This is a genomic window from Paenarthrobacter ilicis (assembly GCF_016907545.1).
GTDB lineage: Bacteria > Actinomycetota > Actinomycetes > Actinomycetales > Micrococcaceae > Arthrobacter > Arthrobacter ilicis.
Map to the genome: position 1 here is coordinate 835398 of NZ_JAFBCD010000001.1, position 24817 is coordinate 860214.

The following is a 24817-nucleotide window of genomic DNA, read 5'->3' on the forward strand; positions in this document are numbered from 1 at the left end:
AATCACAAATAATGTACTGTTTGGAATACCAGAGAGTAATACGAGCTGTCCCTCCCGGACAGGGAACAGGAGTCGCCGTGCCTACCAAGGTCACCGCCCGCTACGTGCTGGGGCATCAGAACGGCCGCCACGTTCTGCTCGAAAATGCGTGCGTGGTCTACAGCGGCCACACCATCGACTACGTGGGATACGCGTACACCGGGCCGGTGGACGAGGAAGTCCACGTCGGCGAAGCCCTGCTGATGCCCGGCTTGATCGACCTTGATGCGTTGACGGATATAGATCACCTCATCCTGGACAGTTGGGCAGGCGCTGAGCAGGCCAAAGGGCACCAATGGTCAGAGGACTACTTCCTGAACCGGCGCGCGGACGTCTTCACAGCCGAAGAACGCCAGCAGATCCGCGAGTACGCCTTGATACAACTCATACTCCACGGCATCACCACCTATATGCCCATCGCCTCCGAAGTTCACTCGGAGTGGGCTGAGCCTTTCGAAGAACTGGTGGGCATGGCGGATACCAGCCGACGATTGGGCCTGCGCGGCTACTTGGGCCCCGCCTATAGATCCGGCGTGAACGTCGTGTTGGAGAACGGTGAACGGTCGGTAATGTTCGACGACGGCAGGGGCCGTGAGGGACTCGCTGACGCATTGCGCTTCATTGACCACGCTGCTGAACTCAACGATCCCCTGGTTCAGGGAGTCCTGCTCCCGTGCCGGATCGAAACACTGGACATCGAACTGCTCAAGGAGACCGCCGCAGCCTCCGCGGAGCGCGATGTCCTGGTACGCCTCCACTCACTGCAGGGCCTGGTGGAGCGCGAGCTCATCCTGGACTGGCACGGAGTCACGCCCTTGGAACTCCTGGACCAAGTGGGACTGCTCAACGAACGCCTCCTGATTCCGCATGCAACCTATACGGACAGGAATCCCGCGGTGTTTGGCGAAGACCGCGGTGACCTGGCCGCATTAGCGGCAAGTGGTGCCAGCATCATCCATTGCCCCCTGACGTCCATGCGCTACGGAAGCACCTTGGACTCGTTCAATGCTTACAAAGAAGCGGGCATCAACATTTCCCTCGGCACGGATTCGTTCCCGCCGGACCTGATCCGCGGCATGGAGGCGGGCGTGCAGCTCGCCAAGATCATGGCCGGGACAAACGACGCCGGTGACGTCGCCGGATACTTCGACGCCGCCACGATCGGGGGAGCGCATGCCCTGCGACGGCCGGACCTTGGACGGCTCCAACCGGGTGCGCAGGCCGACATGGTGGCTTTCTCGCTGGGAGACATCCGTGACGGAGTCCATGATGATCCGCTCCGAACCCTCCTGCTCAACGGCACAGCCCGCCAAGCCGTGCTTTCCGTGGTGGCCGGCAGGACCATCATGGCCAACGGAAAGATCGAGGGAGTGGATCTGGACTCCTGGCGCGCCAAGGGCCAGGAACTCTTTGACAAGATGCGGGGCGCGTACACCGTCCGGGACGGCCGGAACCGCACGGAGGATGAGCTGTTTCCTCCCGTGTATGCTCGGGTGGAACGCTGACCGGCGCCGTCCGGCACATGGGGCGGACACTGGCATGAAGGGAAGTTTGACAGTGGCTGAGGCGATGCCGGAGAACGGGAATGGCCGCGATGAAGAGGCCCGCGCGGAGAACGTCTACCAACTGGTGCTGGAAGGCATTGTCACGGGCACCTACGCGCAGGGGATGAGGTTGCGGGAGCGTGAGCTTTCGGAGCTCTACAACGTCTCCCGCATTCCCGTGCGCGAGGCAATCCAGCGCCTGGAGCAGGACGGTTTTGTAGCCACCTTCCCCCGCCGCGGCGCGGTGGTGCGGCAGCTGACCCTCACGGATGTCAACGAGCTTTTTGACGTGCGCCTTTGCCTGGAGACCTTTGCGGCACGCATGGCCGCCACCCGTGTTGCCGAGGGCAGCGACGGCGGACGGCTCGAGGAACTCATGGCTGCCTCCAAGGAAGCAATCGACGACGATCGGACGGAGGACGTCGCCTTGATCAGCGCCGAGCTCCACGCCGAAATCGTGCGCCTCTCCGGGAACAGGCTGCTCATTGAATCCGTGAAACCGCTGTTCGGGCGGATGCGCTGGATATTCGGGCTGGCCCACAACCGCAGCAACGAGCTGCAGCGTGATGAACATACCGAACTCTGCAACGCTATCCTGAAGGGTAAGCCGGAACTGGCCTACTCACTGGCGTACTCGCACATCGAGCTGGGCCGCGAACCTGTTCTGGCCGGCCTCGCCCAGACACTGGAACCTTAGTCGTCCGAGTCCGGGTACTCGTCCTCGTCGTCATAACGGCCGGATTCTTCGACCTCGACCTCAAGGATCTTCAACAGCTCCGTGTCGGGATTCAGCATGATCGCGGCCTCGTCACGACGATGCTGCAGAACCGAATCCAGGTAGCTCTGCACGGTCTCGGCCAAAGGAACGTAGCGGTCCTGCTTCTGGCTCATGTACCAGCGGTGCTCCAGGACCTCGTGGACAACTTCCGCCGGCTCCAGCTTTCCGGCCAAGTGACGCGGAATGGAGCGCACAATGGGCTCGAAGATCTGGCTGACCCAGATGTGGGCGCTGATCTCCTCATCCAGCTCCGGATTGTTATCCGCTCGGAACTGGTCCATGTCGTTGAGCAGGCGGCGGGCCTGGTTCTCCTGGGCGTCCAGCCCGGTGAGGCGCAGCAGCCGCCGCTGGTGGTGGCCCGCGTCCACCACCTTGGGCTGAAGCTGGATGGTGGAGCCGTCCGCCGTGGTCTTGATGGCGTACTCTTCAACGTCAAAACCGAGCTCGTTGAGGCGACGGATACGGGCAGCCACCCGCCAGCGTTCGCCGAGTTCGAAGGACTCCTTCTCCGTCAGCTCAGTCCAGAGCCGCCGGTAGCTGTCCATGATCAACTCGCTGGTGGCTACAGGATCCACCTTCTCCTCGATCAGCCCGCCGTCCAGCAGGTCCATGAGCTCACCGGCGATGTTCACCCGGGCAATTTCAAGATCGTACTCACGCTGGCCCATGGAGAGATCCGGGTAGAGCTCGCCCGTTTCCGCGTCCACCAGGTAAGCGGCGAACGCGCCGGCATCACGGCGAAACAGGGTGTTGGACAGCGAAACGTCGCCCCAGTAGAACCCCACAAGGTGCAGGCGCACCAGCAGCAGCGCCTGCGCGTCGATCAAGCGGGTCAGGGTGTCCTTGCGCAGCATCTGCGAGAACAACGCACGGTACGGCATGGAGAACTTCAGGTGCCGGGTAACCAGCACAGGATTCAAGGGACGCCCGTCCGCGGTGGTGCGGCCGGTGATGACGGCTACCGGCTCCACGCAGGGAACGTCCAACCGTGCCAGCTTCCGGAGCATGTGGTACTCGTGGCGGGCAACGTGCTCGGAGGTTTCCTTGATGGCAATGACCGAGCCGCCGAGGTGGGCAAAGCGCACAATGTGCCGGGAAATACCACGGGGTAGGGCCGCCAGGTTTTCAGTGGGCCAGTCCTCCAGTGCAATGTGCCACGGCAGGTCCAGCAGTTCAGGATCGGCTGCAGCGGCCGTGATGTTCAGCGAACCGATCACACTGGCCGGGGGTGCGGTGTCCTGCGCGCTGGCTGCCTCAGTCCTGGGGAGCTTGCCGATCTGCCCGTAGTCGGTGGGTTCGTCGTGCCACTGGGCTCCGTTTTGCTCGCTCATGCCTCAATTGTTCCGTACTTGGAGTCGGAGGCGGTCATTTGCCCGGGGAATGGCCATTCAGGCTGGGCGGACCAGTCGACGTCGGGCGCTTCCTGGAAGGTGACCCCCTGGTTGGTGAGGCGCTCGCCGAACGCACCCAGCCGACGTCGGAAGTCACCTCCGTTCCGCAGTTCCTGACCGGACCAGCCCACTTCAGCCAAGGAGATGGCGCGCGGGAAGAGGAGCCATTGGGCCTGGTGGTTGTTGCGGACGGTTTCGGACCACAGCGGGCCCTCGACGCCGAGGATCCGGCTGTCATGAAGTCCGCCTTGGGCGGGGTCCCAGTTGTAGTACTCGGACCAGGTGAAGGGCCCGCCCTCCACCCAGGACAATCCCACAGGGCTCTCCGGCGAGTACTTCTGGTCCAGGTAGGTATTGGCGGCCGGGGACATGATGACCCTGGCTCCGGCCTCCGCCTGCTTCACGGTGTTGGTGAACTCTCCGTGCCAGTACTGCACCACGGCGCCCTCCGGAAGCTCGACGGCGGCGAACTCGTTCCAGCCCACCACGCCCTTGCCGGTGGCGGCGGCAATCCGGACGAATTGCTGAACCATGTCCACGTAGTCGTCGTGGCCGGTGACGTGGGCTTCATCCCCGCCGATGTGGAGGTAGGGTCCATCAGTCATGGCCGCAAGCTGGTGGAGGACTTCGCGGGCAAACTCGTAGGTAGCGGGGAGGCCGGCGGTGAGGGTTGACCAACCAACCTCGGCGGTGGTGCTCATGGGCTTGGCCAGGCCATCGGGGTTCAGCTGCGGAATCGCGGCGAGGGCAGCGTTGACGTGTCCTGGGAGATCGATTTCCGGCACCACCAACACGTTCCTGTCCGCGGCATAGGCCTGGATGTCCCTGAAATCCTGCTGCGTGTAGAACCCCTGGTTGCCGCGGGGAGGGAGTGCTGTTGGCACTTCCACGGCGCCGGTACCGCCCAGCGCGGTCAGCTGGGAGTAGTCCAGGCCGGACGGGTTGCGCTCAGCACCGGGATCGTGGATTTCGATGCGCCACGCTTGATCGTCCGTGAGATGCAGGTGCAGGGCATTGAGTTTGAACTGGACCATGACGTCGATCTGTTGCTTCACCTCAGCCACGGTGAAGAAGCTGCGCGCAACATCCAGCATCAGCCCGCGGTAGGCGAACCGCGGTGCGTCCGCGATCTGGACGGCGGGAATCACCCACGCGTCGTCCGCGCCGGAGTCTGCACCGTGGCCCCGGCTCCCGGACTCGATGGCCGCGGGGAAGAGTTGCCGCAGCGTCTGCATCCCGTTGAAGAGTCCAGCGGGTGTGGAGGCTGTGAGGCGGACGCCCTCCCGGGTGACGCTGAGCGCGTACGCTTCAGGGCCGCCGTCGGACGCGTCCTCCAGGGCGAGGGTGATGTCCCCCGGCGTGGCGTCCCCGGTGACGGGGAGTCCGAAGCCCGTGCCCCGGCGCAGAAATTCAGCCAGTTGTTCTGCCACCTGCGCGGCCTCCGCCGGCGCGGCGATGCGGGCTGTGGGGGAGAGCGTAAAACCCGGACCGTCCGCAAGTTCAACGTGGGAGGGCCGCGGGATCAAAGTATCCGTCGTGTGCATGCTGCTCTTTCGCGGGAGTTGGTTAACGCGGGAGCGGCCCGACCGGGAAGGGTCGGGCCGCTGTCACAATGCGGAAGTGGTGCAGGTGGGTATTAGTCGCCCAGGCGGAGACCGGTCTTGGTGTCGAACAGGTGCACGTGGCCGGACTGCGGACGGACGAAGATGGACTCGCCCTTCATCGGGGGACGGCGGCCGTCTACGCGGGCAACGATGTCGTGGCTCTTGCCATCAAGGATGGTGTGGCCGTAGACGTAAGCGTCGGCGCCGAGTTCTTCAACAACGTCGACCTCAACCTGGAGGCCTTCGCCGTTGCCAACCGTCTCGAGGTCTTCCGGACGCGAGCCAACGGTAACCGTCTGGCCGTGTGCTTCCTGGAGGACATCGCGCGGCACGGGGTAAACCGTTCCGCCGAACTGAACGCCGCCGTCAACAACGGGCAGTTCCAGAAGGTTCATGGCCGGGGAGCCGATGAAGCCGGCTACGAAGACGTTCTGCGGGCGGTCGTACAGGTTGCGCGGGGTGTCAACCTGCTGCAGCAGTCCGTCCTTCAGCACAGCCACGCGGTCACCCATGGTCATGGCCTCAACTTGGTCGTGCGTCACGTAAACCGTGGTGACGCCCAGGCGGCGCGTCAGGGATGCGATCTGCGTACGGGTCTGAACGCGGAGCTTGGCATCAAGGTTGGAAAGCGGCTCATCCATGAGGAAGACCTGGGGGTTACGGACGATTGCGCGGCCCATGGCAACACGCTGGCGCTGACCACCGGAGAGTGCCTTCGGCTTGCGGTCCAAGTACTGCTCAAGGTCAAGGAGCTTGGCGGCTTCGCGGACACGCTCAGCGCGCTCTTCCTTGGAGATGCCGGCGATCTTCAGGGCGAAGCCCATGTTGTCAGCCACGGTCATGTGTGGGTACAGGGCGTAGTTCTGGAAGACCATTGCGATGTCGCGGTCCTTCGGCGGAACGTCGGTGACGTCGCGGTCGCCAATCAGGATGCGGCCGGCGTTGACGTCCTCAAGGCCTGCGAGCATGCGCAGGGAGGTGGACTTACCGCAACCGGAGGGTCCAACGAGGACCAGGAATTCGCCATCGGCGATGTCGATGTTGAGCTTATCGACGGCGGGCTTATCTGTGCCCGGGTACAGACGCGTAGCGTTATCAAAAGTAACTGTAGCCACAGTTATCAATCCCTTCACCGGCAGGTACGTGCCGGACGATCCGTAGTGAATGGTTCATTTTCTTCAGTTGAACTCCCCGGCCTGGGGCCGGGGAGGATCGTGTGACACCGCACGGTACTGTGCGTCACATCACATTCAAGAGTATGTCAGATTTATAGCCAAACCACCTAAATGTTACAAACGTCACAGGTGTGATGCATCACGCTGCTAACCGGCTGAGGTCGCTTTGCGCCGTTCCCGCACCAACGTTTCCAACAATTCGGCCATGTGGACGGGCGCCTCAACGCGGTGCTCCGCCTGGGTGAAGTCCAGGCCAACCTTCACGCCAACGTCGTCGCCCAGGAGCCTGCCCAGGGCGTCCTCGTCCGTCACGTCATCCCCGGCGAACAGGATTGCCGTGGCCCCGATGGCTTGGCGGAGGAACTCCACGGCTTCTCCCTTCGACGCGTGCACAACGGAGGTTTCCAGAACGCGCTTGCCCGTCTTCAGGTACACGCCGGGATGGTTCTTGAGCGTGCGCGTTGCCGCTTCCACAGCGTCCTCGGCAACGTCGTCGTCAGCCATCCTTGTGTGGAGGACCACGCCGGCAGGCTTGTCCTCCAGCAGCGTCCCGGGAGCGATCGCCACGATTTCCGCCAGGATTTCCCGGACCGAAGCCAGGGTGGACCGCTGCTGGTCGTCAAGCTCCAGTCCTTGGGAACCTTCCCCCAACCAGACCTCCGCCCCATGGCTGCCAACCAGCAGTGTCCCTGTCGGTGGGGAGGCTGCCAGCCGCAGGCTGTCCAGCGCGCGCCCGGAGATGAGTGCCGTCGTCGTGCGTGGAAGCGCGGCCAGCGCCTCCAATGCCGCAGCGGACCGCGGCAGGGGGCGGGCATCTTCTGCGCGATCCACCAAGGGGGAGAGTGTGCCATCGAAATCCAGCGCCACCAGGAGATGTTCGGTTCCCGCGATGCGGACAATCGCCTCCAGGAGTTCAGGCTTCAGGGATAGTTTCTCAGCTGTCATCACGCACCACCTTTTCTTCCAGTGCCGCCAGGAACGCCGCCGACCAATGGTCAACATCGTGGTCCAGGATCTGCTTGCGCATCAGCTTCATGCGACGGCGCGCTTCCTTGGGATCCAGGGTGATGGCCTTGAGGACTGTCGACTTGAGGCCATCGATGTCGTGGGGATTGATCAGGAACGCCTGCTTGAGCTGATCGGCAGCGCCGGCGAACTCGCTGAGGACCAACGCGCCGTCGTCGTTCTGGCGTGCGGTCACGTATTCCTTGGCCACAAGGTTCATGCCATCGCGCAGCGCGGTGACCAGCATGACGTCCGCCGCGAGGTACAGCGCGACCATTTCCTCCACCGGGTAGCTGTGGTGCAAGTAGCGCACCGCCGTGTTCTGGATGGTGTCGTAGGTGCCGTTGATGTGGCCCACGGTACCTTCGATTTCCTCACGCAGCAGCCGGTACTGCTCCACCCGTTCGCGGCTGGGACTCGCCACCTGGATGAGCGTGGCGTCCTCCACTTTGATGTGGCCGTCCGCCAGGAGTTCCTCGAAAGCCTTGAGGCGGTGCCGGATGCCCTTGGTGTAATCCAAGCGGTCCACGCCCAGGAGGATGGTTTTGGGGTTGCCCAGGTCCTTGCGGATCTGCCGGGCACGCTCAATGATATCCGGACGGTCTGCGAGCTCGCGGATCTGGGCGACATCGATGGAAATCGGGAAGGCCTGGGCCCGCGCGATGTGGGTGACCTGGCCGTTGGCGCCCTTGACGTGGACTTGCTGCTGCTTGACGCTCGCGCCCAGGAACCTGCGGGCCGATCTCATGAAGTTGCCGGCATCGCTGGGGCGCTGGAAGCCCAACAGGTCCGCGCCGAGCAGGCCGTCAATGATTTCGCGACGCCACGGGAGCTGCGCAAAGATCTCCGGCGGAGGGAACGGGATGTGGTTGAAGAAGCCGATCTTCAGGTCCGGGCGGGATTCGCGCAGAAGCCTCGGAACAAGCTGGAGCTGGTAGTCCTGGACCCACACCGTTGCGCCCTCGGAAGCGTGGCGGGTGACGGCGTCGGCAAACTTCCGGTTGACCTTGCGGTAGGAATCCCACCAGGTCCTGTGGAACTCGGGTGGCGCGATGACGTCGTGGTAAAGCGGCCAAATGGTCGCATTGGAGAAGCCCTCGTAAAACAGTTCAACGTCGTCGCTGCTGAGCTGGACCGGAAGCAGGTCCATGCCCTCGTGGCTGAACGGACGCACGGTTTCGTCGGGGGCGCCATGCCAACCCACCCACGCGCCGTCGCTCTTGGTCATCATGGGTGCCAGGGCCGTGACCAGGCCACCGGGTGAGCGGCGCCAGCCGCTTTCCTTGTTGTCATCGCTGATGCGATCAACGGGCAACCTGTTGGAAACCACCATGAAGTCGAACTTGGTTGCCGTGGGCTTCTTCGTGGGAGAAGCCCGGGTGCCTTGTTCGGCCTCGACTTTTTCGCTTGCCAAATCCTGCATCAATGCTCCCTAAGGTTGCTGTGATTCACCTCCCAGCCTACTAGCGGAATCTTCACAGCCACTTGATCGTTCAACAACCGGGCCAGGAAGTTGCGGTAAAACTCCAAGATCGCTCCCGTAAACTGTCCCCGTTGCCCCAAGCCAAACCCTGAGATGTCGAGTAACCCGAGGAACTGATGAGCCCCGCAAACGAACCCCGCCTGTCAAAGGCTGAACGCACCGCCCAGGCACGGGAAAAGGCGCGCGCAATCCGCGAAGAGCAGTTGAAGAAGGAGAAGCGGAACAAGCTTCTTGTTGGCTGGGGCATTGTGGTTGCCGTCGTCGTCATCATCGCTGTTGTGGCGTTCGTGGTTGTGGGCAACGTCCAGAACAACGCGCCGATTGCAGACAACGGACCCACTCCCGCCAACGGCAACGTTCACGGCGGCGTGACCCTGCTGGCCAACTCGGAGGTTGTAAAGTCCGATCCCGCTACCGTCAACGTGGCCGATGTTCCGGCACCGCAGGCCACCAAGCCCGCAACAGTCACCGTTCCCGGTGGCGAGGCCGAGGCCGGCAAGCCCGTCAAGGTCATTGCCTACATCGACTTCATTTGCCCGGTCTGCAAGCGTTTCGAGACCACCTACGGCGAGTCCCTGACCAGCCTGCGCAACGAGGGCAAAATCTCCCTCGAGTACCGCCCGCTTGGGTTCCTGGACCAGCAGTCCACCACCAACTACTCCTCGCGCGCAGCCAACGCCGCTGCCTGCGTTGTGAACACCTCCCCGGAAAAGTACGCGGACTTCTTCAACCTCCTCTTCGAGCGCCAGCCCGCCGAGGGCAGCGCGGGTATCTCGGACAAGGACCTCAAGGCCATGGCCACTGAGGTGGGAGCGGCCAACATCGACTCCTGCGTCGACAGCAAGCAGTACCGCCCGTGGGTGAAGGTCGCCACGCAGGAAGCCGCCGCGATCGGCGTCACCGGTACCCCCACCGTCTTCATCGACGGCAAGCAGTGGGACGGCTCTACGGACCTGAACGCCGAGATCCAGACTGCCATTACGGCCAAAGGCTAACGCGAACCAAAAGTACGACGACGGCCGGTCACCTTGATGTCAAGGTGGCCGGCCGTTTGGTTTAACCCCGGGCATTGAGGGCCGGAATTTCATTGTGGGGGATGGTCTGGGCTAACCTTGTGGAGCGCTGTTTTTGACGGCGCAGAACGGCTGAGACACCAGTCGTTTTGCCTCCTTAGCTCAGTTGGCCAGAGCACCGCTCTTGTAAAGCGGGGGTCGTCGGTTCGAATCCGACAGGGGGCTCCACGAACCCCTCCCTTCCGGTTGCTTTCCGGGAGTGGAGGGGTTTTTTGTGTCTGAATGTTGCCTGTTGCTCCATAACGTCCCCAAGGCAGGGGCCGGCCGTCGTCACAATCCCCCACTTGGAGTTTCCGTCACCAGCTTCTCAAATGAGCAATAACCGTCGAGCTATTTTGATTTAATGGCTAAAATCTAAATAGCACCACCCTTATTCAGACTTTTTGAGGATCCCATGACTGATGTCTGGCCGCCGCACGGCTCCAAAACCATTCCTTGGACGACTTCAGGGAGGGCCCCACGTGAAGACCGTGAGTTCACCGAAGTCGAGGTTTCCGTGCCACCCATGATCGGGGACCTTTGGTACAGCCCGAGCCGGGAAACCATCGTCGCACTGGAAAAAGCTGCGGTTTCAGTCGCCTCCTTGGATGTCACGGCCGGCACTCGCATGGCCGCCATCAGCGGGTTCCTCCTGCGCAGTGAGGCTGTGTCATCCTCGAAGATCGAACATGTAGACGCCAACCGCAATGACTACGCGAAGGCCATGATCGGTTTGAAGGCCAGTGAGAACGCCAGGTCGATGGTCGCCGCCGCCGACGCCGTCCAGTTCATGATCGACGACGCCGGAAAGAGTGGCATGGTGCGCCTGGAGTCTCTCCTTCAGGCCCACCACACCCTCATGAAGGACGACCCCGTGGACTGGAAGCACGCAGGGAAGATCCGGGACGTCCAGAACTGGATCGGCGGCAGCGATTACTCACCGCGCGGAGCCGTCCACGTTCCCCCTTCGCCGGAAATGGTGTCAGAGCTGATGGAGGACCTGATGGCGTTTTGCAATCGGGACGACGTGCCGATCATGGCGCAGGCCGCGATTGCCCACGCGCAGTTCGAATCCATCCACCCCTTCACGGACGGCAACGGCCGCATCGGGCGGGCGCTCATTGGTGCCATCTCCCGTCGGCGTGGCCTGACGAAGAACACGGTGACTCCCATCGCCTCGGCGATGGTCGCCGATGTGCACCGATACTTTACCCTCGTCAACAACTACCGGACCGGTGACGTCGACCCGTTCGTTCTTTACCTGGCCAACTCGGCCCTGCGCGCCGCAGACGCCGCGAGGGAAAGTGTGGCCGCTCTGGACGCCCTGCCGGCGATGTGGCTGGAGATGTCCAAGCCCCGCAAGGGCTCCGCCGAGGAGAAGATCATCCCTTGGCTTCTGGAGCGGCCCGTGTTCGAAGCGAATCATGCGGCGCATATCGCCGGAGTAGCCGAGACATCAGTGTACGGCGCACTGGAGAGGCTGACGACGGCTGGTGTCATCACGCCAATCACCCAGAGCAAACGCAGCAAGGCGTGGGCAGCAGAGGAGGTCCTCGACGAAGTGGACCGGCTCAACGCCCGGCTGGCGAAATGGGGCGCAGCCGCCTGAAAGCTCCGGCCCGGGGAGCCAGAGGCGCCATCCCGCTCACATGGGGCCGTGGACGAGACAAGTTGGTCCGCCGGATGCATGCAACGGTTATTGTCAGACTCATAATAAGTCTGCTACCCTCTTAATTATCAGATTGATAATTACGAACGGACAAGTGATGACTCTCATCGATTGGATGAACTCCCCGGCAATCCCCGATCTTCTCGGCAGCCCTGTCAGCTGGATCGAGATCATTGGGTTCGTGACCGGCGCGGCCTGCGTCTACGGAGTGGCCCGCCAGAAATTGTGGAACTGGCCGGTAGGCATCCTCAACAACCTGGCCTTCATCATTCTGTTTTTCGGCGCCGGGCTCTACGGTGAAACAGTCCTCCAGTTGATCTTCGCTGTGGTCTCCGCCTATGGCTGGTACAACTGGGTGCGCGGCAGCTCAGCCACTTCGGAGTCGAACGACCTTCCAATCCGCGACGCCGGAAGGAAGGAACTGCTCTTGGCTGCGGGCGTCGCTGTGGTGGGCACGGTTGTGGTGGCCCAAGTGTTGACCCACGGAACTGACTCCCAAGTCCCATGGCCCGATGCTTTCGTTTTGACGGCCTCTTTGGTAGCCACCTACTGGCAGGCCAAGAAGATCTTCCAGCACTGGTACGTGTGGATCTTGATCGACGTGGTATCCGTCCCGCTCTACTTCAGCCGCGGACTGGCTCTGACCGGGCTTCTTTACCTGGGTTTCCTGGCCCTCTGCGTGTACGGACTCATTGACTGGAAGAAGGTCCGGGGAGCCAAGGCAGCTGCCGCCACCGACAACATCACCACAGGAGTCTGACGTGTTCCAGCAAGCGATGGTTATTGGAAAGTTCTACCCGCCGCACACCGGGCACGCCCACCTGATCGCCACTGCGGCCGCGCAGTCCAAGGAAGTTGCAGTCCTGGTGTTGGGGAGCCGGTTCGAATCCATCTCCATTGCGGACCGGGTCGCGTGGCTGTCGGAGCAATTCGCCGACGCCGACGGAGTGCACATCATCGGGATGCCCAACGATTGCCCCGAGGACTATCTTTCAGCCGAGATTTGGCTGGCCCAAGCCGAGCTCATGAGGCTGGCACTCAAGTCCAACGGCGTGAGCACGGTGGACGCCGTGTTCACCTCTGAGCGATACGGCGAACAGCTTGCCACGATGTTTGGCGCGGAGCACATCCTGGTGGATCCATCCCGGCGCGTACACCCCATCAGTGGCACCCTGTGCCGGGACGACCTCGGCGCCACCTGGGCGAGCATCATCCCGCCCGCACGCCAGGACCTGGCGACCCGCATCATTGTTGTTGGGGCCGAGTCCACGGGAACCACCACGTTGACCCGGGCTCTCGCGGAGCACTATGTATACCGTTTTCCGCACCTGGCAGATGTCCCCGAATACGGCCGCCAGTACACCTATGACAAGTTTGCCCGGTTGCTCTCCGACCAGCCTGAGGCAGCACTGGCGGACATGGTGTGGACGGCGGAGGACTTCAGTCTCATTGCGGGCCAGCAGAACGCCATGGAAAACGCTGCGGCAGATGCTTGCCCCTTGGTCATTGCAGACACCGACGCCTTGGCAACCACTCTCTGGGAGCGGTATTACCTCGGGGAGGGAAGCTTCGGCTCCTATCACGCGGCCGATGTTCTGCCACGAAGGGATCTCTACCTCATCACGGACCATGAGGGCGTGCCATTCGAGGACGATGGATGGCGGGAAGGTGAACACCGTCGAGCTGAAATGACTGAATGGTTCAAGGAAAGCCTGACGGCCGAAGGGCACTCCTGGATACTTGTCAGTGGTGACCACCAGCGGCGGATGAAGACCGCCGTCGAAACCATCGATCTCATCCTGTCCCAGCGCAACGGCTTCACCTCCCCGCCGTGGGCAACCCGGACGGCACTGGAAGGAGCGCCGGCATGAAGGCGAAGCCGCAGACCTCCAAGGAATTCCTGGAGGCTTATGACCCAGGAAAGTACCCATCAGTTGCCCTGACATCGGACTTGGTGGTCTTCGCCGTTTCGGCCGGGTTGTTGAATGTTGCGCTGGTGCGACGGGGGGAGCACCCTTTCAAAGGTTCCTTGGCGCTGCCGGGCGGTTTCGTTGGACCTGAGGAGTCCGCAGAAGAAGCGGCGAGGAGGGAACTGGCAGAGGAGACAGGGCTGGATCTGGGCACGCTGCCCGTCCACGTTGAGCAGCTGGCCACCTATACCAGTCCAGGTCGGGATCCCAGAATGCGCGTTGTGTCAGTGGCCCATCTGGCGCTCCTGGCAACTGGCGGAACCGTCCTGCCGCGGATTTCCGCGGGGTCCGATGCTGCTGCGGCCACGTGGCAGCCGGTCCATGACGTCATTGCCGGCGGGGACCTGGCCTTTGACCATGAGGTCATCCTGCAGGACGGGCTCGCGCGACTCTCCGGGAAGATGGAGTACACCACCGTGGCCGCCCGCCTGCTGCCCCACGAGTTCACATTGACGCAACTCCGAAGTGTCTACGACGCCGTCTGGGACACCACGCTGCCTGCTGGAAACTTCACGCGCAAAATGATGCCGCACCTTAATCCCACGGGCCATAAGGCTCGGGCGGCTGCCGGAGGTGCTCCTGCGGCGCTGTTCACTTCCACCGGGCGGCACATCCACCCGCCACTGACGAATCCTCGGATGAGCAACTAAGCGAAGGGCATCAGCCCTGGCGTCAGGACCGGAAGAACCCGCCCCGACGCGTCATCGAGGTGCGCGCCGCACTAATCACATCGGATCGGGAAGCCACGCAGCGGTTGGCCGTCTGCTGTAGAGCCGGAAGTGCGCTCGCCGCCTCGGCGAAGTGATCGTCGCGAATCATGGACTCGATCGCCCTGCACTGGTGTTCGGTCTCAACCGCACCCACCATGGCCGAAGTGATCCGCAGACTCAGTACCGCCGTCGTGGTTTCTATCGGGTCGCCGTGCTCAACAGCCTCGACTATCCGGCCCACCCGGTTGGGCAGCATGGACAGGTACTTGTTGAGGAAGCGCAGGGCCGGCGCGGGATCGCCAAGGTCCTCGGCGAGGTTCCTCAACCGTTCCATATCGAATCCCTCCCGGTTGTTGCGGGGCGTCATGACCCGGCCCTTTCGGGCAGGCCGCGGATGCTTGATGAGTTCATGCGTGGCGGTCCTTTCGAGGATTCATGGGAAATGGACCGGGGACCGGCCGGAAGGGCATGCCGGCCGGCCCCCGGGGCCTGATGGGTGGACCTCGACGGCGGGGTCCGGGTTCTGCCGGTTGCCGGCAGTGGGGTGGTGGTTACTTGGTGGTTTCGGTGCGTTGGGTGCCGGTGAAGGCGAAGGCGATGGTGGAGGTGGCGCCTTGGAAGGTGTTGTCTGCTGTGGTGGGCAGGGTGGTGGTGACTTTGAGGTTGTCGGTTTTGGTGTTGGTCAGGGAGGTGAGGTTGTTCAGGGTTTTGTTCGCTGCGATGACGGGGCCGTTGGCCAGGACGGTGGTTTTGGTGCCGGCGCAGGTGTAGGGGGCTGCGGTTCCGGTCCAGGCCACAGAGCAGTTTTCGATGGTCAGTTGCAGGCCGTTGGTGGCGTCGGTGGTGAGCAGGGTTGCGGTGGTTCCGGCGTTGGTGGTGAGGGTGATGTTGTTCAGGTCTGAGTTGCCGGTGTTGGCCAGGGTGACGAGTTTTTCTACTTTGTCGCCGGGCAGGATGTTGGTGACGGGAACGTTCAGGGTGTTCGCGGCTCCGGGGGCGCCCAGGGCGATGGTGACCGTTCCTGCGGTGACGGCCTGGGAGGCGGAGGTGGAGGAGGTGAACGCGCCGTAGGTTCCCATGCCGGCGACGGCGGCTGCGGTGCCGACCAGTGCGACGGAGGCGAGGATTTTGCCGGAGGTGGTTTTGAGGCTGATGGCCATGGGGATCAGTGTCCTTTCAGTTGGCCACCGCTTCCGGCCGGCCTGTTCTTTGTGCCCTTGGGTGCCGGCCTGTGTGGCTGGCAAGAACTACTTTCCCGGGACCGGATCAAGAACCACCACCACAAACCCACAACACTGACTCAGGAAAACCTCAAGACTCCCGCAACCCAACAGGGCGGCATCAAAAGCGTGTCAGTCTACGTTGACAGCCAGCACTGTGTCAGGCTAGCCTGACACGTATGGATGCTCAGGGACTCTCCACGCAGATTCAATCATTGGACCCGGCGATCGGCCTCCGGGCGGTGGGTGCCTTGCATCGGTTGGCCGAGCAGGTGGAGGCCGTCCATGTGATGACGGCACGTGACGCGGGCTGGACATGGGAGCAGATCGGGGACGCCCTGGGTGTCTCGCGGCAATCGGTGCACGCAAAATACAAAGAATGAGGTAAGCCATGTTCGAGAAATTTGCCCAGGACACGCGCAGGATCGTGGGGTACTCCATGGAGGAAGCCCGCAGCCGGGGAGACAAGCGCTTGGGAACCGAACACCTGCTGCTGGGAGCTTTGCACGAGGCAGGGGCTGCCAAAGTGCTGGGTGTCAGCCTTGACCAGGCCCGCGAGGCCGCACGACGCCTGGATTCCGCGGCGCTGAAGGCTATCGGCCTGGAAGTTGGCGGGCTTCCCGTCGCCAAAATGCCGGTCCGTGGCAGGAAGCCACCGTTCAGCTCCGGTGCCCGGGACGTGATGGCCGCAATGGTTGGCTATGCGGCGAAGGAAAAATCCCGCAAGATCACCACCGGCAACCTCTTGGTATCCCTGATGGAGCGCGAAGAGCAGGATCCGGCGTCCGCGCTTCTCAAAGAACTGAACGTTGACCGGACAGCGGTTCGGGACCGCCTGCTCTCCGCTGGATAAACGCGACGGCGGCACTCCCCGCGCGAGGGGAGTGCCGCCGTCGTGCGTCGCGTCGAGCAGACCCTACGGAGTGGGGCTGCCGCCGTTGACGTTGAGCGTTTCGCCCACCACATAGCTGGACTCCGCGGACGCCAGGAAGACGTAGGCCGGTGCCAGCTCGGCCGGTTGGCCGGCCCGGCCAAGGGGAGTGGACTGCCCGAACTCCGGCAGTTCCTCCTTGGGCTGGCCGCTGCTTACCTGGAGGGGAGTCCAGATGGGGCCCGGTGCCACTGCATTGACGCGGATTCCCTTGGGTGCCAGCTGCTGGGCAAGGCCTTTGGTGAAGTTGTTGATGCTGGCCTTGGTGGTGGCGTAATCCACCAAGGTGGGCGACGGGCTGTAGGCCTGAATGGATGTGGTGTTGATGATTGTTGATCCCGGCTGCAGGTGCGGGAGTGCTGCCTTGGTCAACCAGAACATCGCATACACGTTGGTCTTCTGCGTGTGGTCGAATTGCTCGTCGGTGATGTCCGCCAAGTCCTTCTGCGCCACCTGCTTGCCGGCGTTGTTGACCAGGATGTCCACTCCGCCCAGTTCTGAGACGGCGGTTTCCACCACCTTCCGGCAGGTGTCCGAGTCCTTCAGGTCACCCGGAACCTTGATGGCCTTGCGGCCAGCGGCTTCGATGAACCCGGCGATGCGCGATGCATCCTCTTCTTCTTCCGGCAGATAGGAAAGGACGACGTCGGCCCCCTCGCGGGCGAAGGCAATGGCCGTGGCTGCGCCGATGCCGGAGTCCGCGCCGGTGATGATCGCTTTGCGCCCTTCCAGGCGTCCAGTGCCACGGTAGCTTTCCTCGCCAAGGTCCGCCTTGGGTGTGAGGTCTGCATCCAATCCCGGCTCCGGCTGGTGCTGCTTGGGCGGTGAGATCTGCTGGTACGCGGTGACCGGGTTTCGGAAGGTGTACTGGTCCGTCATGGTGGTCCTCCTGGCGGTTTAGGTGTGGAACACGAAGAAGCTAAGTAAGCTTATGAATTCCACCTTAGGCACGAAATTGCTCGACTGCCAAGTCGGCAGCGAGCAGGCGATGAGGTTATCCACATGCGCCCGAGCGCGTGCGGCGACTGGCGCCCTGCCGCGTTAGGGTGGGTATCTCGGCTGAAGCAAGTGGCCGTAGGAACCACCGTGCGGAGCCAATCCACAATGTCACTGAGCCGTGATCTCGCAGCCCTGGCGGCTGCCTCTTTTTCCCTCCCACACCTGCGTGATGGCCAGCTCGCGGGTATGAAGACATTAGCCGAAGGCCGCGATGTGTTGGCTGTCATGCCCACCGGATACGGCAAGTCAGCCACCTACCAGGTGGCGGCCCAGTACCTTCACAACAAAACCGGACGTCCCGCCGTCGTGGTATCGCCGCTGATCGCCCTTCAAGAGGATCAGCTGGACGGCTTGGCCGAGGACCTTGGAGCCGGGTCCGCGGTGGCCATCAACTCTTCGCACAGCGACGCGGAAGTGGACGAGGCCTGGGAGGCTGTGGTGTCAGGGACGGCTTCCTTCCTGTTTCTGGCGCCGGAGCAGTTGGCCAAGCCGGACACAGTGGAACGGATTTCAGCCATGGACATCACCATGCTGGTGGTGGACGAGGCACACTGCGTTTCCTCGTGGGGCCATGACTTCCGGCCCGACTACCTGGACCTGGGGAACGTCCGCAAACGACTCGGCAATCCGCCGGTGGTGGCGCTGACTGCCACCGCATCGCCTCCCGTGCGGGACGAGATCGTGGAGCGGCTGGGCATGACGGACCCTGTGGTTTTGGTGCGGGGTTTCGACCGTCCCAACATCAGCCTTGAGGTTGTCCGCCACCAGGAGGACAAAGGCAAACGCAAAGCGGTGGTTGGGCACGTCACTGCCCTGGTCAAAGAGCAAGGCATGGGCCTTTTGTATGCGGCAACCCGCAAGGACACGGAAAAGTACGCGGACAAGCTCAACGCTGCCGGGCTCCGGGCCGCGGCCTATCACGCAGGTAAATCCGCGGTCGATCGCGAGAACATCCACCAGCAGTTCCTGGATGACCACCTGGATGTGGTTGTTGCCACCACGGCCTTTGGGATGGGCATCGACAAGCCCAATGTCCGGTTCGTGGTTCACGCCGACATCCCCGAATCCCTGGATGCCTACTACCAGGAAATAGGGCGAGCGGGCCGCGACGGCGGGCCGGCAGCAGCCATACTGCACTACCGTGCCGAGGACCTCGGCCTGCGCAAGTTCTTCGGAACGCATTCGACGGACCCCAAGGCCCTGTTGTCTCTGCTGGCGTTGATCAAGAACGCCAAGGCTCCGGCTCCCAAGAGCGCCCTGGTGGAATTGACGGGGTTGCCGGAACGTCGCATCACGTCCCTGGTGAACCAGTTGGAGGAGGCGGACGCGGTGGCCATCGGGAAGCGCGGTGTCCGGCTGAAATCCAAAGCCAAGCTGCCCACTTTGGTGGAGCGCGCCGTCGAACTGGCCGAGGCGAGGCAGCGGATGGACCAGTCACGGCTCACCATGATGCGCGGATACGCCGAGGCTGACGGATGCCGGCGGCAGTTCCTGCTGGCCTACTTCGGTGAGGACCTGCCGGAGCCGTGCGGAAATTGTGACGATTGCACCGATCCGGACAGGCGCCCCGGGCAGCCGGATCACTCGGCCGGCGCGGCCCAGTCCGACGATCCGTTCCCGCTGCAGTCCACGGTGATCCACAAGGAATGGGGACAGGGGCTTGTGATGCGGCATGAAGACGACGTCATCACCGTCCTCTTCGAGCAGGAGGGCTACAAAACCCTGTCCCGGGCAGCCGTGGTGGAGCACGGATTGCTGAAGCCCGCCTGACGGGCGGGCCGGCCCGCGACGAGGCTGTGCAGAAAGGGTCCCCGGCTGGGTTGGGGAACCCCTGTTGCGCAGACCATCAGTGAAGTATGTTGCTCGCATGGACGACTCATACCAGGTCATAGTTGTTGGTGGCGGTTTTGCGGGCGTTGCGTCAGCCAAGGAGCTTGGCCGCAAGGGGGTCCGCGTCCTGCTCATCGACTCGAACAACTATCATCAATTCCAGCCGCTCCTGTATCAGGTTGCGACATCCCAAATCGGCGTCTCCGCTATTGCGCGGCCTCTGCGATCGGTGTTCCGCCGCTACAAATCTGTCCGGGTGGTCACGGCAAAGGTGGAGTCCGTTGATGCCGCCGCACGCTCGGTGACCACGGCCGACGGCCGCACCATCCGTGCGGGCATTCTGGTGATTGCGGTGGGTGCCGTCCCCAATTTCTTCAATACTCCCGGTGCGGAAGAGTTCGCTTTCCCGCTGTACTCCGTGACCGATGCCACGCGGCTTGGCACGGGTATCACCCGCTTGCTTGACCAGGCAGACAAGACGCCCGGCGGGTCGGTGGACGTTGTTGTGGTGGGCGGCGGGCCAACCGGGGTGGAGACAGCGGGTGCCATGGCGGAGAACGTGAAATACGTGGTGGAAAAGTACTTTTCTCCGGAGCTTGCTGCGCGGTGCCGGGTGCACCTTGTGGACATGCTTCCCAGTGTCCTCAGCATGTTCTCGGCCAAGTCCCAAAGCTATGCAACCGATCATCTGGAAAAAATCGGCGTGCAGCTGCACATGGGCGTAGGAGTAACCGAGGTAAGGGAGGACGGGGTCACGCTGGCCAACGGCAGCGTAGTGCCCGCCAGGATTGTGGTCTGGGCCGGCGGCCTGAAGGCGGGGGACCTCATTGCTGGCTCTGGACTGCCGCAAGGCCGGGGTGGGCGTGTGGACGTCGAAACCGATCTGACTGCCCCCGGAGTGGATGGCGTGTACGTCCTGGGCGATGCCGCCAACATCACCGACGCCACCGGGGCCAAGCTGCCGCAGCTGGGATCCGTGGCGCAGCAGGCCGGCAAGTGGGCGGCCACCAATATCTTGGCTGATTTGAACGGCGGAACCCGCACGCCCTTCAAATACATGGACAAGGGATATATGGCGATGGTGGGGCGCGGAGCGGCAGTTGCCGAACTGGGCCGCAAACGTATCCAGTTGCAGGGGCCGTTCGCGTTCCTTTCCTGGCTGGTGGTGCATTTGGCACTGTTGTCCGGGCTTCAGCAAAAGGCCCGCGCGCTCTTTTCCTGGCTCAACGGTTACCTTCTGCACAGCCCGGCGCAAGTGGTGGTCAGTGGGCCAGTGGAGAAGGATCCGCCCCGGCCAGTGCCACCCAGCGAGGCTCCCTAGAAGATCGGCTGCAGGACGCCTGTAGCTACCAAGGCCGCGCCCCTGGATTGGTTGGTAAGGGTCCTGCGTCTATTTGCTGCTTGTAGGCCTCGCTGGTGATGACAAAAATTACCCAAGCCACCCCTATTAACAACGCACCGGCAACAAAGGCAGGCCAAGGTGTCCAGCTGCTCCCGTCATGCCCCACGAGCTTCAGGTGCTGCCGGGGATCGTGCGAGTAGACACTGACCATGACGTCCGATCCCGGGCCGGGGACTGCTCTGCACGTGGAATTCGTATCAAAGGACCCCCGGTAACCCTGTCCGCCAACGACATAGTCCAATTGCACCACGCAGTGCTCGCCCCTATGTCGGGAGGCATCCTGGGCGATGACGGTTGCTGGAACAATCTCACTGAACAGGGCGACCTGGGCCTGCGTCGTCACCAGCGCCGCCGAGCCTGCGATGGCCCCAATGAGAAACAGCAGAGCTGCTGTCCGCCACAAAAGCAGCTTGAGCCGGCGTCGCCCACGGGAGCCTGAGTGCAAAGGTGTGCTGCGGTTGTCTGCTGTCACATGCCAACCCTAACTGCGAAGATGGGAACAGAATTCTCGAACAAGGAGCAGCATGTCACTCAAAGAACGCTTGAAAGCCGACGTTGTGGATCATATGAAGGCGGGCGACAAGGTGGCCTTGACCACCGTGCGGAACGTGCTGGGTGAGATCACCACGCGGGAGAAGTCCGGAAAGACTCCGGTTGAACTTGACGACGCGCAGGTGACGTCACTGCTGCAGAAAGAAGCTGCCAAGCGTCGCGACACCGCCCGCATCTACACGGAAGCCGGTGAGGACGATCGTGCGGCAGCGGAGGTTGCGGAAGCCGTGATCATTGAGGCTTATCTGCCCAAGGCCCTTACCCGCGAGGAAGTTGAAGCGATGGTGGATGACATCATCGTTGGGTTGAAAGCTGAAGGGCAGGAGCTCTCCATGAGGTCAATCGGGGTTGTCATGAAGCCGGTCACCGCCAAGGTCGCAGGGCGGTTCGACGGAAAAACTGTCAGCGAGATCGTCCGGGGCCGCCTCGCCTGAGCGAAGGTGACGGGGGAGGGTGTATCAACCTTCCCCCAGTAGCCGGCGCAGAGTGTCTGCATTCCGCACGGCGTGACCACCGCCGTCGTCGTTGAAGTAGACATAAACGTCCCTTCCCTGGCCGCTCCACTCCTGGATTCGTTGGGCCCACCACCTCAGGTCCTCATCCGGGTAGGAACCTGCGTAGAGATGCTGGCGATCCGGTCCGTGCATCCGTACGTACACGAAGGGTGCCGTTGCGCGGAGAATGCAGGGCAGATTGGCGCCGCTCATGATGCAATAGGCGGCGCCGTGGCGTTCCAGGAGCCCGTAGACGTCCGGATGGTCCCAGGTCTGGTGCCTGAATTCGACCGCCACCCGGATCCACCGCGGAAGGAGGCCACCTTGACCGACATGGCAAAGCCCTCCGGTAGGCGATTCCGCCAACCCCCAAAAATGGTGTAGCGGGGCCCGCGGTAGAAACTCGCGTTTAACTCAACCGTGCTGAATCTTTCAACGTACGTAGCCAGCCTTTTGGCGGTTGCCAGCCCGGGAGGATAGAGAACGCCCTCCCAGTGGTTGTAGCTCCAGCCGGAAGTGCCGACGGCTAACCCCACAGAGCCTTCCTGAGCAGCGCCCTCAATTGCGCGTTCTCCTCGTCATCCAGCCGTTCCAGTTGCGTTTGCTCGCAGGCATCCAGCGCTGCGCGGGCCTTGGTGTGGATCCTGCGTCCCTCAGCTGTGGCCACGATGATTTTGGCCCGCCGGTCCAGCTTTCCCTGAGCGCGCTCCACCAGCCTCCGGTTTTCCAGGTCGTCCACCAGGCTGACCACCTGGCTCGGGTCCAGGCTCAGGAAATCGGCCAGTTCCCGCTGCGTTGGCTCTAGTCCGCTGCAGGCCAGTGTCAGGACGGAGAAAGACCGTTCCCGGAGCCCGTAATCGGCCAACGCCTTGTTGTTGAGTATTGATCCTGTGGCGTGAAGTTTGGCCAGCAGCAAGCCCACATCGTTGCCGATCCGGGCCGCCGCCAGGCGCGGTGCTTCCACTTCAGTGCCTTGCCGGCCCATGAGAACTCCAATAGTAAAGAAAAACAATCGTTGACATTTTCAATGATCCGTATTGTCATTGATCATGACAAGGATCTCACGTGGCCGTGGGATCGGCCCCACCGGCTCCAGCCGGATACTGCATGCGAAGGAGCAGGCCATGAGTTTGAACGGCAAGGTTGCAATCGTCACTGGTAGTGGACAGGGTCTTGGACTCGCTTACGCGAGGGAACTCGCCCGCCAGGGCGCCGCCGTCGTCATTAACGACGTGAACCCTGGGACCGCGGCGGAAGCTGTTGCGCAGATTGAGGCTGACGGTGGCCGGGCCACGGCCGTGGTGGTTCCGGTGGGTACCACCGAGGCGGCCAAGGCGCTGGTAGCCGGTGCTGTTGAGGCGTTCGGCCGGCTGGACATCCTGGTCACGAATGCCGGAATCCTGCGGGACAAGAGCCTGCTGAAGATGACGGACGAGGATTTTGATCTGGTCATCAACGTGCACTTGAAGGGAACGTTCACGTGCGTTCGTGAAGCGTTCGCGTACTTCAAGGAAAACGGTGTGGCCGGCCGGATCATCACCATCGGTTCTCCCACGGGGCAGCGCGGCAACTTCGGGCAGACCAACTACGCCGCTGCCAAGGCCGGCATTGTGGGCATGGTCCGCACCTGGGCGCTCGAAATGAATAAAGCCGGAGTCACCGTGAACACGGTGGTACCGGTGGCGGCCACAGCCATGACCAAGACCGTCCCGTACTTCCGGAAGGCCGTCGAAGCCGAGGAACGCGGCGAGGCCATGCCGTCCTTCTTCCGCCATGACCTGGGGTTTGGCACGGCCGACGACGTCGCGGGGCTCATTGCCTTCCTTGCCTCGGATGAGGCTGCCGGGATCACGGGCCAGGCCATTGGTGCCGGCGGTGACCGGTTGCAGGTATGGACCCACCCCGAGGCCGCCAGCACCGAGTACCGCGAGGGTGGTTGGACGTACGAGGCCCTGATTGGCAACGCGCAGTCCCTGTTCGGTCCGGATGCGCTCCAGAGCTATGGTGAGGAGTTCCTGCCGCTTCCTGAAGGCCTGCAACCCGAACCGGCCACCCCTGAAGCGGCACAGGCCCACTAGCCATGGCCCGGTATGAACTTGGCCTCGACGTTGAGGCCCTGGACGCAATCGACATGCACGTCCACCTGGAAGTGGACAGCTGCGGTCACGGCTCCCTCCCCGAAGCACTCACCGAAGCCTCGGCAAAGTACTTCAAGGCGGAGGACAGGACACCATCGTTGGACCGGATCGCGGAGGTGTATCGCGAACTTAACATGGCCGCCGTCGTCTTTACCGTCGATGCCCGGACGCAGCTCAAGCATGAGCCCAACAGCATTCCTGAGCTGATTGAAGGGGCGGCGCGGAACAACGATGTGCTGATTCCGTTCGGCAGCGTCGACCCCCGCACTGGGGAGGACGCAATTGCCGGGGCCAAGCACCAGGCTGTTGAACTGGGCGCACGGGGTTTCAAATTCCACCCGTCACTGCAGGGTTTCGATCCGTCCAACCAGCAGTTTTACCCCTTGTGGGAGACGCTGCAGGAACAGGGTCTGCCGTGTATTTTCCACACCGGCCAGAACGGCATGGGTGCGGGCCTGCCCGGTGGCTACGGCATCAAGCTGGCCTACTCCAACCCCTTGTTGCTCGATTCCGTGGCAGCTGATTTTCCCGGGCTGCAGATCATCATGGCGCACCCTTCCGTGCCGTGGCAGGATGAGGCGAACTCGATCGCGACGCACAAGTCCAACGTCTTCATCGATCTCTCCGGATGGTCGCCCAAGTACTTCCCGGAATCGCTGGTCCGCCTGTCCAACTCTGTTCTCCAGGACAAGGTGTTGTTCGGCACGGACTTCCCGTTGATCACCCCACAGAAATGGCTGGGCGCGTTCGCGGACCTGCCGTTGAAGGACGAAGTCCGCCCCAAAATCCTCAAGGACAACGCCGTCAGGCTGCTCGGGTTGGGTGGCTGAT

24 protein-coding genes, 1 tRNA gene and 1 pseudogene are annotated in these 24817 nt (G+C 62.7%); 15 read left to right on the forward strand and 11 right to left on the reverse strand.

Annotated features, from left to right (window positions below; genetic code table 11):
• The first annotated feature begins 77 nt into the window (after nt 1-77).
• Nucleotides 78-1544: a chlorohydrolase family protein gene (locus JOE60_RS03905; RefSeq protein ID WP_167264251.1), complete on the forward strand. Its 1467-nt coding sequence runs from the start codon at nt 78-80 to the stop codon at nt 1542-1544.
• A gap of 34 nt (nt 1545-1578) precedes the next feature.
• Entirely contained in the window at nt 1579-2280 is a 702-nt protein-coding gene (locus tag JOE60_RS03910) for a GntR family transcriptional regulator (protein ID WP_239528809.1), read from the forward strand.
• On the opposite strand, the gene JOE60_RS03915 is transcribed toward JOE60_RS03910, so the two are convergent.
• The 5 genes from JOE60_RS03915 to JOE60_RS03935 all read right to left on the reverse strand — a co-directional run bounded on the left by JOE60_RS03915 (nt 2277) and on the right by JOE60_RS03935 (nt 8959).
• Entirely contained in the window at nt 2277-3692 is a 1416-nt protein-coding gene (locus JOE60_RS03915) for a DUF4032 domain-containing protein (protein WP_167264255.1), read from the reverse strand. The two genes, JOE60_RS03910 and JOE60_RS03915, sit on opposite strands and share 4 nt — an antisense overlap.
• Nucleotides 3689-5296, reverse strand: coding sequence for a beta-N-acetylhexosaminidase (locus tag JOE60_RS03920; protein WP_167264256.1), 1608 nt, complete (start codon nt 5294-5296; stop codon nt 3689-3691). The genes JOE60_RS03915 and JOE60_RS03920 overlap by 4 nt, the downstream gene beginning before the upstream one ends.
• Before the next feature lie 92 nt (nt 5297-5388).
• A complete protein-coding gene (locus JOE60_RS03925; RefSeq protein ID WP_167264258.1) occupies nt 5389-6471 on the reverse strand; it encodes an ABC transporter ATP-binding protein in 1083 nt (360 codons plus the stop codon).
• A 207-nt stretch (nt 6472-6678) separates the two neighbouring features.
• Nucleotides 6679-7476, reverse strand: coding sequence for a trehalose-phosphatase (gene otsB / locus JOE60_RS03930; RefSeq protein ID WP_167264260.1), 798 nt, complete (start codon nt 7474-7476; stop codon nt 6679-6681).
• A complete protein-coding gene (locus JOE60_RS03935) occupies nt 7466-8959 on the reverse strand; it encodes an alpha,alpha-trehalose-phosphate synthase (UDP-forming) (RefSeq protein WP_167264262.1) in 1494 nt (497 codons plus the stop codon). Before JOE60_RS03935 ends, otsB begins: the two co-directional genes overlap by 11 nt.
• 176 nt (nt 8960-9135) lie before the next feature.
• Between JOE60_RS03935 and JOE60_RS03940 the strand changes: the two genes are divergently transcribed.
• From JOE60_RS03940 to JOE60_RS03965, 6 genes are all read left to right on the forward strand, one after another.
• The gene (locus JOE60_RS03940) at nt 9136-10014 is read left to right on the forward strand and encodes a DsbA family protein (RefSeq protein ID WP_167264264.1); all 879 of its coding nucleotides are present in this window, start codon (nt 9136-9138) and stop codon (nt 10012-10014) included.
• Nucleotides 10015-10183: 169 nt separating this feature from the next.
• Nucleotides 10184-10260 (forward strand) — tRNA-Thr (locus JOE60_RS03945).
• A gap of 226 nt (nt 10261-10486) precedes the next feature.
• The gene (locus tag JOE60_RS03950; protein ID WP_167264266.1) at nt 10487-11680 is read left to right on the forward strand and encodes a Fic family protein; all 1194 of its coding nucleotides are present in this window, start codon (nt 10487-10489) and stop codon (nt 11678-11680) included.
• Nucleotides 11681-11837: 157 nt separating this feature from the next.
• Entirely contained in the window at nt 11838-12500 is a 663-nt protein-coding gene (gene pnuC / locus JOE60_RS03955) for a nicotinamide riboside transporter PnuC (RefSeq protein ID WP_167264268.1), read from the forward strand.
• Between the two features lies 1 nt (nt 12501).
• Nucleotides 12502-13611, forward strand: coding sequence for an AAA family ATPase (locus JOE60_RS03960; RefSeq protein ID WP_167264270.1), 1110 nt, complete (start codon nt 12502-12504; stop codon nt 13609-13611).
• Nucleotides 13608-14360 (forward strand): NUDIX hydrolase, encoded by a 753-nt coding sequence (locus JOE60_RS03965; protein ID WP_167264272.1) that lies wholly within the window; start codon nt 13608-13610, stop codon nt 14358-14360. Before JOE60_RS03960 ends, JOE60_RS03965 begins: the two co-directional genes overlap by 4 nt.
• Nucleotides 14361-14382: 22 nt before the next feature.
• Here the strand turns inward: JOE60_RS03965 and JOE60_RS03970 are convergent, their stop codons facing one another.
• The gene (locus JOE60_RS03970; RefSeq protein WP_167264274.1) at nt 14383-14787 is read right to left on the reverse strand and encodes an Hpt domain-containing protein; all 405 of its coding nucleotides are present in this window, start codon (nt 14785-14787) and stop codon (nt 14383-14385) included.
• 184 nt (nt 14788-14971) lie between these two features.
• Nucleotides 14972-15580, reverse strand: a complete 609-nt coding sequence (locus JOE60_RS03975; RefSeq protein WP_167264276.1) for a TasA family protein — start codon at nt 15578-15580, stop codon at nt 14972-14974.
• Nucleotides 15581-15819: 239 nt separating this feature from the next.
• Between JOE60_RS03975 and JOE60_RS03980 the strand changes: the two genes are divergently transcribed.
• A complete protein-coding gene (locus JOE60_RS03980) occupies nt 15820-16023 on the forward strand; it encodes a helix-turn-helix domain-containing protein (RefSeq protein ID WP_167264278.1) in 204 nt (67 codons plus the stop codon).
• 8 nt (nt 16024-16031) lie between these two features.
• Nucleotides 16032-16493, forward strand: coding sequence for a Clp protease N-terminal domain-containing protein (locus tag JOE60_RS03985; RefSeq protein WP_167264280.1), 462 nt, complete (start codon nt 16032-16034; stop codon nt 16491-16493).
• A gap of 63 nt (nt 16494-16556) precedes the next feature.
• On the opposite strand, the gene JOE60_RS03990 is transcribed toward JOE60_RS03985, so the two are convergent.
• Nucleotides 16557-17450 carry a glucose 1-dehydrogenase gene (locus JOE60_RS03990; RefSeq protein WP_167264282.1) on the reverse strand — a complete coding sequence of 298 codons (894 nt, stop codon included), beginning with the start codon at nt 17448-17450 and terminating at the stop codon, nt 16557-16559.
• A 225-nt stretch (nt 17451-17675) separates the two neighbouring features.
• Between JOE60_RS03990 and JOE60_RS03995 the strand changes: the two genes are divergently transcribed.
• Nucleotides 17676-19340 (forward strand): RecQ family ATP-dependent DNA helicase, encoded by a 1665-nt coding sequence (locus JOE60_RS03995; RefSeq protein WP_167264284.1) that lies wholly within the window; start codon nt 17676-17678, stop codon nt 19338-19340.
• Between the two features lie 97 nt (nt 19341-19437).
• Nucleotides 19438-20721, forward strand: coding sequence for an NAD(P)/FAD-dependent oxidoreductase (locus JOE60_RS04000; protein WP_167264286.1), 1284 nt, complete (start codon nt 19438-19440; stop codon nt 20719-20721).
• A gap of 25 nt (nt 20722-20746) precedes the next feature.
• Here the strand turns inward: JOE60_RS04000 and JOE60_RS04005 are convergent, their stop codons facing one another.
• Entirely contained in the window at nt 20747-21274 is a 528-nt protein-coding gene (locus tag JOE60_RS04005) for a hypothetical protein (RefSeq protein ID WP_167264288.1), read from the reverse strand.
• Nucleotides 21275-21326: 52 nt separating this feature from the next.
• On the opposite strand from JOE60_RS04005, the gene JOE60_RS04010 reads away from it, so the two are divergent.
• Nucleotides 21327-21788 carry a GatB/YqeY domain-containing protein gene (locus JOE60_RS04010; protein WP_167264290.1) on the forward strand — a complete coding sequence of 154 codons (462 nt, stop codon included), beginning with the start codon at nt 21327-21329 and terminating at the stop codon, nt 21786-21788.
• Nucleotides 21789-21812: 24 nt separating this feature from the next.
• Here the strand turns inward: JOE60_RS04010 and JOE60_RS04015 are convergent.
• Nucleotides 21813-22384 (reverse strand): annotated as a pseudogene (locus tag JOE60_RS04015) (DUF72 domain-containing protein).
• Nucleotides 22375-22833: a MarR family winged helix-turn-helix transcriptional regulator gene (locus JOE60_RS04020; RefSeq protein ID WP_167264292.1), complete on the reverse strand. Its 459-nt coding sequence runs from the start codon at nt 22831-22833 to the stop codon at nt 22375-22377. Before JOE60_RS04020 ends, JOE60_RS04015 begins: the two are co-directional and overlap by 10 nt.
• A gap of 139 nt (nt 22834-22972) precedes the next feature.
• On the opposite strand from JOE60_RS04020, the gene JOE60_RS04025 reads away from it, so the two are divergent.
• Nucleotides 22973-23926 (forward strand): SDR family NAD(P)-dependent oxidoreductase, encoded by a 954-nt coding sequence (locus tag JOE60_RS04025; RefSeq protein WP_167264294.1) that lies wholly within the window; start codon nt 22973-22975, stop codon nt 23924-23926.
• 2 nt (nt 23927-23928) lie between these two features.
• The gene (locus JOE60_RS04030) at nt 23929-24816 is read left to right on the forward strand and encodes an amidohydrolase family protein (protein ID WP_167264296.1); all 888 of its coding nucleotides are present in this window, start codon (nt 23929-23931) and stop codon (nt 24814-24816) included.
• The last annotated feature ends 1 nt before the right edge of the window (nt 24817 follow it).